This window comes from Pseudoalteromonas sp. OOF1S-7 (assembly GCF_022347765.1).
Classification (GTDB): domain Bacteria; phylum Pseudomonadota; class Gammaproteobacteria; order Enterobacterales; family Alteromonadaceae; genus Pseudoalteromonas.
In genome coordinates, this window is record NZ_JAKRFZ010000019.1 from 84274 (window position 1) to 91352 (window position 7079).

Annotated in this window: 4 protein-coding genes; 2 read left to right on the forward strand and 2 right to left on the reverse strand. The window is 43.1% G+C overall.

The annotated features are described in order from the left end of the window. Window positions 1-424: 424 nt before the first annotated feature. Window positions 425-1495, forward strand: coding sequence for an acyltransferase (locus tag MHN33_RS20570; protein ID WP_239400912.1), 1071 nt, complete (start codon window positions 425-427; stop codon window positions 1493-1495). A gap of 216 nt (window positions 1496-1711) precedes the next feature. Here MHN33_RS20570 and MHN33_RS20575 read toward each other — a convergent pair whose 3' ends face one another. Both MHN33_RS20575 and MHN33_RS20580 read right to left on the reverse strand, forming a co-directional pair. After that, the gene (locus tag MHN33_RS20575; RefSeq protein ID WP_239400914.1) at window positions 1712-3103 is read right to left on the reverse strand and encodes a S41 family peptidase; all 1392 of its coding nucleotides are present in this window, start codon (window positions 3101-3103) and stop codon (window positions 1712-1714) included. Window positions 3104-3181: 78 nt separating this feature from the next. Next, window positions 3182-4051: a helix-turn-helix domain-containing protein gene (locus tag MHN33_RS20580; protein ID WP_239400916.1), complete on the reverse strand. Its 870-nt coding sequence runs from the start codon at window positions 4049-4051 to the stop codon at window positions 3182-3184. A 478-nt stretch (window positions 4052-4529) separates the two neighbouring features. Between MHN33_RS20580 and MHN33_RS20585 the strand changes: the two genes are divergently transcribed. After that, window positions 4530-6713, forward strand: a complete 2184-nt coding sequence (locus MHN33_RS20585) for a phosphatidylinositol-specific phospholipase C domain-containing protein (protein ID WP_239400918.1) — start codon at window positions 4530-4532, stop codon at window positions 6711-6713. The last annotated feature ends 366 nt before the right edge of the window (window positions 6714-7079 follow it).

Genomic DNA, 7079 nt, shown 5'->3' on the forward strand with positions numbered 1-7079 from the left:
TTGACAGAAACAGATGGATAATTGCAACCCAAACGGCATATAGGTGGTGAACTTCAGATATCTAAGGTCAAATTATGAAGAATACTCTGTAGAAATTGGTGAGGCCCAACAGCTCCCCCTCAAATCGAACGGAAGTCATTTTTAATGATAATTGTTAGTTCCAGGGTAGCGCCACACGTATCTGAGCGTACCAGCAAAGCCATGTGTGACCACAAGGACGTAACAAGAAAGCCCGACCTGAATTTAAAGAGCCAGGCTATTTTTGAGACTTTTCATGAAAGTTGACATCTAAACTTGATTGCAATCTCCCCCCTTCTGATGTAAAATTCACGGTCTTTTTTTCTGCAACCTTGAATTTATTCTCAAAATTCTGTCAGTTAAAAATATACCGCTTAACCTAATAAAATCATAGTCGAGTTCAAAGATGATAAACTCCATTCAATTACTAAGGGCATTTGCAGCCCTTGCTGTAGTATTATGTCATGTTTTAAAGTTCATGCACAACAAGGTGGAAGAGATCAATTATGGCTATCAAACATTAGCTAATGTGTTAATGATTGGTGTAGATATATTCTTTATTATATCTGGATTTATAATTTATAGCAGCTTCATAAACAAAAGACTTACTCCATCACAATTCATTGAAAGGCGTCTTGTAAGGATATACCCAATATTCTGGTTTGTTTGCTTATTGATAGTCCCAGTATTATTGCTGAAGCCTGAATGGGTTAATTCTGCCTCACCGCTTCCCCCCTCTTTATTTCATTCATTTTTACTAATCCCTCATGAAAGTGCCCCATTGTTAATGGTTGCTTGGACGTTAGAATATGAAGTTTTCTTCTATGTTTTATTTGCGATTTCTTTATTTTTCAAGAATACAATTGGATTTTTAATTACAATCTTCTCTTCACTCATTATCATTGGCTTCGTTTCGGAACCATTTGAAGACCCAATCTTGCAAGTAATAACTAGCCCTCTCCTTATGCAATTCATATTAGGTATATTTATAGCAAAGCTCTACTTGAAGACAAACTCGTCAATTAACAGTAAACGTTGGTTAGCTGTATCAATTACTTTGTTCTTGCTATCAGCAATTATTTTATATTTAGGCTCAGAGAGTTTTAAGGTAAGTGATGTAAATAACCGTGTAGCTCGATTCACAATTCCAGCAGTGATGATTGTTATCGGGTTTTTATTATTTGAGAATTTCATGGATAAAAAGAGCCGTTTCCAAAAGTCAATTATCTACTTCGGAGATGCGTCTTACTCAATATACCTTATTCACGTCCTGACACTTTCTGCTTTCATCAAAGTCTGCAATGCAATTGACTTAAATGAAAAAATTGGCTTACCTCTCACCATCTTTGTCGCGTTCATTGCCTGTACTATCTCTGGTTGCATTATGCATACGTTCATAGAAAAACCAATGATTAAAAATATAAACAGAAAGCTAAAAGAAATCAGGAAAGAAAACCGGAGTCAGTGCACTACTTAAAAACTATCATGAGTAGCCTTTAGCTTATTAAAATCTTTCAATAGTAGTGTAAAGGCTTACACATGGGTGTTAACACACCGAATTGATGGTTATAAAGCAGTTAGCAGGAGCATCCACCATAAATTTCCCTCAGAAATTGATGATGAATGCTCCAATAAACATTGTCCATGTAACCTCTCCACCCACTGACTCACCCCGCCGTATGTAACCTCACTGCTAAAGCTTAACTGCGGATTTTTCCAGTTCTGCTAAAATGCCCTGTAGCATTTCCTTGTCTTCCTTATCAGCAGCCAGCTTCAATCCCTTCTTGAGTACACTTTTTGCCTCCGGCATATTGTCAAGCTTGGCAAGTGCTCTGGCCCAATAGGCAAAAAAGTACATATTTTGATTATTCAGCCGCACTGCTACATCAAATAGAAACACTGCATACTTTGACTCTTTGTCCCAATATTCATAGGCCAGTTCGGCAATTACCCGATCTGGTGCTGGTAAATTCTTTGCCAGTTCTGAGATCTTGTCCGCATAGGTAGATTTAATGTCTGACATGGGTTTATCGCTCAGCCTTACCTTTTGCAACAAAGTGAGCAGCCGATCTATTTCAATTTCCCGTCTGGACTGCTCGGCCAGCCAGTTTTTCTCAACCACTTCACTTGCCATTTCAATGGTTTTATCCAACGCGTCATCTGCACCAATTTCCACATTCGGTTTCACGCCAACCGTTTCCCAGTTTGTTTGGGTAACAGGGTTGATGGCTGTGCCTGTCGCAATAAACATACGCAGCTCGTCATTTATTGTGAACATACCTCCTGGATTGGCAGCCCCGCCGGTCGTTTCACCGACAAGTGTCGCTCGCTTTCTGGTCAACATGTTATAACTAAATTCTTCCGCACCGGAATAGGTCTTACTACTGGTCAAAATATAAAGAGGGACATCAGGCATTTTCTCGCCACCAACTTCATCTAACACGTAGTAATCCGTTGTTTCATTACCCTCGCGAAAATAAAGGCTGTTCAGCAGAAGCTTTTCATCAAAAAAGTAGCTACACAAGTATTGGACGGTTCGTGGCGAGCCCCCTCCGTTTTTTCGCAGATCAATGATTACAGCATCGGTTTTTGTCATCAGCTTCATTGCTGCATCGATATAGGGTTTGCTGTCGGCTAAGCGATAGAATGAGCGTAAATCGATATAGCCTATATTGTTCTCTAATATACTTGCACTGAGTACACCATAATTTAAGAACTTGTGGCGTGTGGGTTTGAGTAAGTTATCACGTATTGAAGATTCTATCCCGGTGATCTGTTCACCTACGGGGTTGGCACGTACTCTTAAATGCCCGTCTTTTGCCGTTGCCCTTAACCACTTGGTCAAAGCCTTTGAGAATGATGCGTGATCTTTCATAGGCGCGAAGTGACCGGCCTGAAAAGCCTTATGTAGCTTTCGATTAGTGTGTGCTGCAACCTCAGGAAAAACATAATGCTCACTCATCAACTGTGTTATCTTTTCAATCGCAGCTGCTTTTTCATTTTGTGTTATCGCGTTTGCATATGACGGTGCAACAAGCCCCAACAATAATACAACTGCGGCTGTTGTTAGATATTTTAAATTCATAGGTTAAACTCATTGTTTTGTTTGTTTTTCCTATTTTTAGCCGTTTCGTAGAAAAAGAATTGTAAAAAAGTAAAGGACTTAAAAAGGGTCATAGTGGCCAATAAAACGACTGTATATAACCTGAGATGACTGATGCTTATCATAGCCATTTTGTGCTGCTAAATAAGCTTTAGGTGTCAGGCCAATAACAGTCTTAAATTCTCTGTTTAAGTGTGCCTGATCAAAGTATCCGGATGCCAGAGCCGCGCCAGTCAGGTCACCCGGGTAATGTGAGGCATTTAGTAAGAAGCTGTTCATCCGCCACACCTTGCATAACTCTTTAGGTGACAAGCCAATTTTTGATACAAAGTGATTACGCAAAGTAACTTTACTGGTCGCAAACTGTTGGCAAATATCTGCAATCAAAATATTTCCTCGCGCATCAAGAATGGTATTTGTTTTCGCCCTCAATAGTTCTGGAAAGGCAAATTCTGAACTATAAAATAGTCTTTTTAACCAAGGCATTAACTTTGCCATAACACGCTGAAACTGGACTTCAAGTAACTGCTCCGGGCAGGCCTTTAGCCACCCGAGTAATGTTTCTAACTCCCGACTAATACCAAACACATGCTGCATACTTTCAATGGTGTTTTTAACTTCTGACGCAGCTAACTGCTGAGGCTGAAAGTATGCAAAAGGTTTTAACCTTACCCCTACTACCCATTGTGGCTGCGCACTCGAAATTCTATATGCTGATAACTGCTGTCCAACAAGACTGACCCCGGCAGGCACTGCTTTTGGCTCATGAATAACGGACGAATATGTCAATGGCATACTATGAAACAAGAGCTCAAACACACCTTGTGGAAAAAATGAGGCGGAACCAGACACCCTGCGGATCCAAAACGGCTCCAGAAAAGGAGATAACCAGTCAGGAGGCAAGAGTTCTTTGTAGTCTAACTGTTCCATTGTTTTGTAGCATCAATACGTTCTTATTGCCTGTTATATTAATTGACTAAAGCACAAATATGCCAGCCTGTATTTACAGATGCTGTAAAGGCCAAAGTGCTGAAATTACAAAATCCCCACTAATAGCTTTATCTGCCATATGCCGGTTCAGGCTGGAAGTTCTTAGTGCCTTTCCTTAGTTCCTTGTTATAGCATTTCCTTCGGTCAACTGCTGAAAATGATATAAGTATTGATATTCAATGCAAAAAACCGATGTTTTGTGTTTCCACTTGATAAGAACTGATGGTCGATTATAACTCAAAGCGCCTTTAAATAACGTTTTTCTGGGCGCTGACATTACAGTATGAATATATAAATTATTCCCTCCTTATTGTTTGCACTATTCCTCACTATCTTTTTACCTGGTTGCTCGTACAGGTCGCTGACAAGCGCCCTGATTAAGGACCAAATTTACACTTAAAAGGAGAGGAATTTCACCATGAAACCAGGTAACTTATTGAACAAACCAGCTTGGTTGCTGGCCTGTGTATTAGCGGCATCAGGCCTGTCGCTGAGTGCAAATGCAGCAATAGACACTGACGATGACAAAGTCACGCGGTTAGATCTGCAAGGTCAGATAGACAATTTTGCACCATTTTCTAAAACCCTCTGGGCCGGGGCACACAATGCCTATGCGTCGCATTCCTGGAGTAAGGGCACCTATACAGACGTCAACCAGTACTACTCGCCCAAAAGCTTGCTCAAGCGCGGTATACGGGTGATGGAATTTGATATCTATCCGGAAAGCACCGCAGATTCAACCCCAATGCTGTGCCATAATTCCCGGGAAAATGAAGCCGTTTGTTCTGCCTTTCACGCCAAATTATCGGAAGGATTAGACGACATTAAAGACTTTCTGAAGGACAACCCGGACGAAGTCATTCTATTGAAAATTGAGTCATACAAGCACAACAACCACAATAACTGGCACAACAAGATCGGCGAGCGGTTAAAAAATGACATCGGCGATTACTTATTGTTACCGTCCGACTGGGGCTATGCCGATAAAAGCTGTGCGTCTTTGCCAGTCTCTTACCTGAGCAAGCGCGATATTCTGGCGGCGGGTAAGCAACTGGTTGCCGTCGTGCAAACACCGCGAGATCACAGCAACTTGTGCTCGTATCACAAATCCGGCAGCTACTCTAAGTTCTGGAATACCGTGTTTATTGGTGTGGACGCCTTTAATGCTGATGGTGACCTCAAAAGCAATCAGCCGTTTTGCCAAAATGGCAGCAATAAATGTCTGAACGGTGATCAGACCGATCACTACAACGCCAACAATATGACCGTGGTCATTGATGGGGCCACACAGCTCAATACCGATGGCCCCGATGCAGATAAAACCGGCAGCAATGTGATCAGTAAATGGGCCAACAAAGGCGCACAAATTTTGGAGCTGGCGCTGGTTGAGGCCAATAACACCAGCGCGGCCAGCGGCTATGGCGCCAACGAAGTTCAAATCGAAGACTATATCTGGTCATGGAAATCTAACCGGCCTAATAACTCAGGCAATTGCGCCAGTCTGGAAATAGATTCTTCCATCGTGGATAAAACCTGCGAGACTTACCAATACCATGCCTGTGTGGATGAAAACCGTAACTGGAAACTGACCACCAGCAAGGGCAGCTGGGAGATGGGTTTTGCAAACTGTCAGAACCTGGGCGGCAGTTACACCTTTGCCATGCCGTTCAACGCCTACGAGCAGGTTCAGCTGAATAATGAAATTGGCCTCAGCTCAGAGAGCCACTGGGTCAACTATTATCGTGCGTTTGAGGACTTCTGGCTGTCTAACTCTGCAAGCAATATCGACTGGATGTTTTTTAAAAGTGCTGCGCTGGGCTCGACCAATAAGGGTGACGCGTTCAGCGGCCTGGATCTGTTAAAGCGCAAAGCCCTGGTAGGCGGCACCTTTAACCTTAGCTCAGTACGGATCCGTTCGAAAGATCGCGTTGACGGCTTTGAGGCATGTTACACAACCAGTCAAAGCGTATCACATGCCAGTGTCGGCAACTCGGAAATTTGTGTGAACTATGGCGGTAATGGCGGCAGCTGGGGCAATCAGCTGACCTTTGATGTCAGCAAAGGTGATTACCTTAAAAGCATGAAGGTCTGTCGGGATGACAGCAAGTATGGGTATAGTACCGTGTACTCACTGGAGCTGACATCTAGTGATAACCGAAAAATTTCTGGCGGTACAAATAGTGGAATCTGCGCAACTTTGACCTTCAAATCAGGTCTACAGCTGTTTGCCTTCCACGGCACCCAAAACAAGGAGCTCAACTCAATCGGTGCCTACTACATAGACTCATCTCTGGTCAATGGCGGCTTATTTGCGACCGATTGGCTCGACCACGATGATCCGTCCGGTGGTGACAACGAGCTGTTCATTACCCATCAGTCTCTGGGCAACATTGGGATCAGTTGCAGTACTGCAGATGTGGCCACAGTTGTCGCCCGGGTGGTGGGTAATAAGCTGGACGCCAGCCTGACTGGCCAAAACCTGGTCAACAACAATTCAGGCTTTGCCTGCTGGAACTCCAGCAATGGCGGCAACAGCAGCTACGTTACCTGTGAAGATTACGAAGTAAGATACTTCTTCACTAAAGCGAGTTGTGTACCTTAGTGCTTACTACACTATGTTTTTCCAAAGCGCCACATGGCGCTTTTTCGTTCCTTGTAGCCTAGACCGTTGCGAAGATATCCACCACAATATAAGCAAATTGGTATGAGCTTTTTCGTACTATTTCAGGAGGCAACACTGGGGTACTTGCCCTGGAAATTGCGTTATTTGTTTTTCCTGTTCTGTACCTTTTTTGTCATGTAATGGCAAAATGGCACTAGTAAGTGTTGGCACTTATTTACAAAAGACTTTGCCACCAATCATTTTAAAGGCGGGCGTGCCACGTACCAGTGTGTCGCGCGCAAACACGGTGCCACAACCCGGGCACACACCACCGTGCTCAGTATGATCCGTCACAATCCGCTCTTT

Excerpts from the sequence above, each read along its gene's own strand:
- MHN33_RS20570 (WP_239400912.1), top strand. The coding sequence starts at position 425 with ATGATAAACTCCATTCAATTACTAAGGGCATTTGCAGCCCTTGCTGTA.
- MHN33_RS20575 (WP_239400914.1), bottom strand. The coding sequence starts at position 3,103 with ATGAATTTAAAATATCTAACAACAGCCGCAGTTGTATTATTGTTGGGG.
- MHN33_RS20580 (WP_239400916.1), bottom strand. The coding sequence starts at position 4,051 with ATGGAACAGTTAGACTACAAAGAACTCTTGCCTCCTGACTGGTTATCT.
- MHN33_RS20585 (WP_239400918.1), top strand. The coding sequence starts at position 4,530 with ATGAAACCAGGTAACTTATTGAACAAACCAGCTTGGTTGCTGGCCTGT.